This is a genomic window from Tenacibaculum sp. L6 (genome assembly GCF_028823685.1).
Lineage (GTDB): Bacteria > Bacteroidota > Bacteroidia > Flavobacteriales > Flavobacteriaceae > Polaribacter.
This window is the reverse complement of record NZ_JAPEHZ010000105.1, coordinates 1-3750: the sequence shown is the minus strand read 5'-3', so window position 1 is coordinate 3750 and position 3750 is coordinate 1. Positions and strand designations below refer to the sequence as shown.

The following is a 3750-nucleotide window of genomic DNA, read 5'->3' as shown; positions in this document are numbered from 1 at the left end:
GCTTTTTATTTACTGTATTTTTTAGTTTATCTCAACCTGCTTAAACTAAGATCTCTATTGTATTTCACAACAAATAAACCATTATTACTACTGCTACCAAATACTTTTTTACGATAGTCGAATTTATTTTCTACACGTAATGAAGCTCCCTTTTTAAAGGTAGTGTCAAGGTCTTCACCAGAAGCTAAACGCATTAATATATCGTAAGTAATATCAAACCCTTTAATAGCATAATCAGAAGGAATCGTATTGTTTACTTGTAAATATTTTTCGGTAAAAGTTTTAGTCTCTATCGCTTCTTCATCAGTATAAGTATCGGAAACATAGGTAAAGTTAATGCTAGCTAGTTTATTGTTGTCAATTCTGTAATAAGCACTTCCTTTATCTGAAGAAAATACTTGAACATTAACTTCATCAGGTAAGCCAATCATACTATTTAAAGCGTCAGCAACGACAACATTATCTTCAGAAGCAATAATTACCCAATTATGTCTTTTTGAAGACATTTTTTTTGTAAAACGTTCTCTTTTGATATATCCTTTTTCAGGCTTTAAAATATGAATGTTGTTGATGCTGTCATGTTGTTTTAATTCAGAAACAATTTTTGAAACCAAACGATTAGATTCGTTTTTATCATCACCAACAACAAAAATTTCTTGATCTTTATAACTGTCCTTTAAATAAGAAATTAAATAGTCTGCATACCTGTTTTTTTCAGGAGCTGTTTTTACTAATTTAGAAGAAGAAAATTTTTCTTGATTATTAGAATAATGAGGGAAAATTACAGGAACATTCACTCCTTTAGCAACAACTTCAGCTTTGTCTGAGTAAAAAGGACCAATAACCACATCTGTATTTTCTAATTTATTTTCATTTAGAATAGCCTCAATGTTATTTCCTCTGTTACCAGTGTCAAAAACATTAACATGTACATTTACTCCTTGTTTTTTGATAGAATCAATAGCGATTTCTGCACCCATATAAAAATCGGTAACCATATTTGCTAATTGATTTTTTTCAAAAATATCTTTGCTTGATTTTTCTACGTACTCATCTGCTCTAAAAGGAAGTAAGATAGCTAAGTTGATAGAAGTATCTTCTTCTATAAAATCTTTGTAAAAAGTATAATTTTCAGCTTCGTTTACTTCTTCAATAGGTTTTATTTTTAATAATTGACCTATTGATAGTTTGTTATCTGCTAAATCAGGATATTCAGGATTTAAACGTAAAATTTCTTCTTTTGAAACATTGTAAAAACGTGTTAAACTATACATGGTTTCTTTGCTTTTAACCGTGTGGGTTAAAAATTTTGCTAAAACCTCTTCTTTGTCAATAGTAATCGTTTTCTTAATTTCTTTGACTTTTAATACTTGACCAATACTCAAATTATTACTTTCAATATTGGTGTATTCAGGATTGTATTTAAGTAAGTCATCTTTGGTAATTCCATACTGTTTGGTGATTCGATATACGGTTTCACCTTTTTGTACCTCATGAGTTTCGTACTCAATAATGGTTTGTTGATAAACAGTATCATTTTCTTCAGGTTCGGAAGTTGAATCCTCAATAGTTTCAATAGTGGTTGGTTCTTCTTCTGAAGAAGGAGTAGATGTAGAAGTACTATTTTTAAGCTTAGGATTTGGAATTACAATTACCGTATTTGCTTCTGGACGTCTGCTAACATCAGGATTTAAACGTAATAAATCTTTTGTTTTCATGTCCAAACGATCAGCAATGTCGCGCATCGTTTCGCCTTCTTGAACTTTGTACGATACATAACGTTTTTGCTGTCCGCAAGAAACGGTAAAAGTTAAAATACAAACTAATAGTAAAAACTGTAATTTCTTCATCTACTCTTTTTTTATTTTAAATTAATTGAAGGGGGTTATTCCCATTCAATTGTTGCTGGCGGTTTAGAACTGATGTCATACACAACTCTATTCACACCTTTTACATTATTTATTATTTTATTTGACGTTTTTTGTAAAAACTCATAAGGTAAATTTACCCAATCAGCGGTCATACCGTCGGTACTTTCAACTGCTCTTAAAGCAACTACCTTTTCATAGGTTCTTTCATCACCCATCACTCCAACTGAGTTTACTGGTAATAAAATAGCACCTGCTTGCCATACTTTATCGTATAATCCGCTTTCTTTTAATCCGTTAATGAACACTGCATCGACTTCTTGCAAAATACGAACTTTTTCAGCAGTGATGTCACCCAAGATTCTGATAGCTAAACCAGGACCTGGGAAAGGGTGACGACCTAATAATTCTGGGTCAATTCCCATAGATGCACCTACACGACGAACTTCATCTTTAAAAATCATACGTAAAGGCTCTACTACTTTCAACTTCATGAAATCTGGTAAACCACCTACGTTATGGTGACTTTTAATGGTTGCTGAAGGTCCACCGTTTACAGAAACTGATTCAATTACATCAGGATATATTGTTCCCTGTGCTAACCATTTTGCATCTTCTATTTGGTGTGCTTCATCATCAAAAACATCGATAAAAACTTTACCGATAGCTTTACGTTTTGCTTCTGGGTCACTTAATCCAGCTAACTCGGCCAAAAAGCGTGCCGAAGCATCTACTCCTTTAACGTTTAATCCCATACCTTCGTATTGTTTTAATACATCGGTAAATTCATTTTTACGTAATAATCCGTTGTTTACGAAAATACAGTGTAAGTTGCTTCCAATAGCTTTGTGTAATAAAACCGCAGCTACGGTAGAATCTACTCCTCCAGATAATCCTAAAACAACTTTATCATTGCCTATTTTGGCTTTCAACTCAGCAACTGTTTCATCTACAAATGAATCTGGTGTCCAAGTTTGAGCAACTCCAGCTATATTAACTAAAAAGTTTTGTAATAATTGTTTACCGTCAGTAGAATGATATACTTCTGGGTGGAATTGTATTGCATAGGTAGTTTCACCTTCAATCTTATAAGCTGCATTTTCAACATCGTGCGTGCTTGCTAACAAGGTTCCTCCAGTAGGTAATTCTTTAATCGTGTCTGAATGACTCATCCAAACTTGACTTCCTTGAGAAATTCCTTTAAAGAATTCTTCACCTTCTTTAATGAAAGATAAGTTAGCTCTACCATACTCACGAGTATTTGAAGGAGCTACCAATCCGCCAGAAAAATGAGCTAAGTACTGTGCTCCATAACAAACCGCTAATAAAGGTTTTTTACCTCTTATTTCAGATAAATCTGGATGTGGTGCTTCTTCTGAACGAACCGATGACGGACTTCCAGAAAGGATAACAGCTTTAAAATCGTTTAAATTTTGTGGTATTTTGTTGTAAGGGTGAATTTCACAATAGATATTCAATTCTCTTACGCGGCGCGCAATTAACTGCGTGTATTGCGATCCGAAATCTAATATAAGTACGTTGTGTTGTTGCATGCGCAAAAATAGTACTTACATTTTAGATTTGCGAGAATATTTAACAAGAAATTCTTACTGTTTAAGAAACTTTAATACTTGTAAACAATTGCGTTAATATTCATACCTGCTCCGACAGAGGCAAGAATGATGACATCCCCTTTTTTTACTTCTTGATTTTCAATATTTCCTTTTAATACCAAATCAAGTAGGGTAGGGACGGTTGCTACGGAACTATTACCTAATTTATGAATGCTCATAGGCATAACTCCTTCAGGAATTGGTTTCTTATACAGACGATAAAAACGTTTGATGATGGCTTCATCCATTTTTTCGTTTGCTTGATGAAT

The 3750-nt window shown here is 33.1% G+C and carries 3 protein-coding genes; all 3 read right to left on the bottom strand.

Annotated features, from left to right (window positions below; genetic code table 11):
• Positions 1-26 precede the first annotated feature (26 nt).
• The gene (locus tag OU788_RS11900) at positions 27-1850 is read right to left on the bottom strand and encodes an amino acid ABC transporter substrate-binding protein (RefSeq protein WP_274635370.1); all 1824 of its coding nucleotides are present in this window, start codon (positions 1848-1850) and stop codon (positions 27-29) included.
• A 35-nt stretch (positions 1851-1885) separates the two neighbouring features.
• Positions 1886-3421, bottom strand: a complete 1536-nt coding sequence (guaA, locus tag OU788_RS11895) for a glutamine-hydrolyzing GMP synthase (RefSeq protein ID WP_274635369.1) — start codon at positions 3419-3421, stop codon at positions 1886-1888.
• Between the two features lie 71 nt (positions 3422-3492).
• On the bottom strand, positions 3493-3750 hold a 258-nt coding region (locus tag OU788_RS11890; RefSeq protein WP_274635368.1), incomplete at its 5' end, for a 3-oxoacyl-[acyl-carrier-protein] synthase III C-terminal domain-containing protein.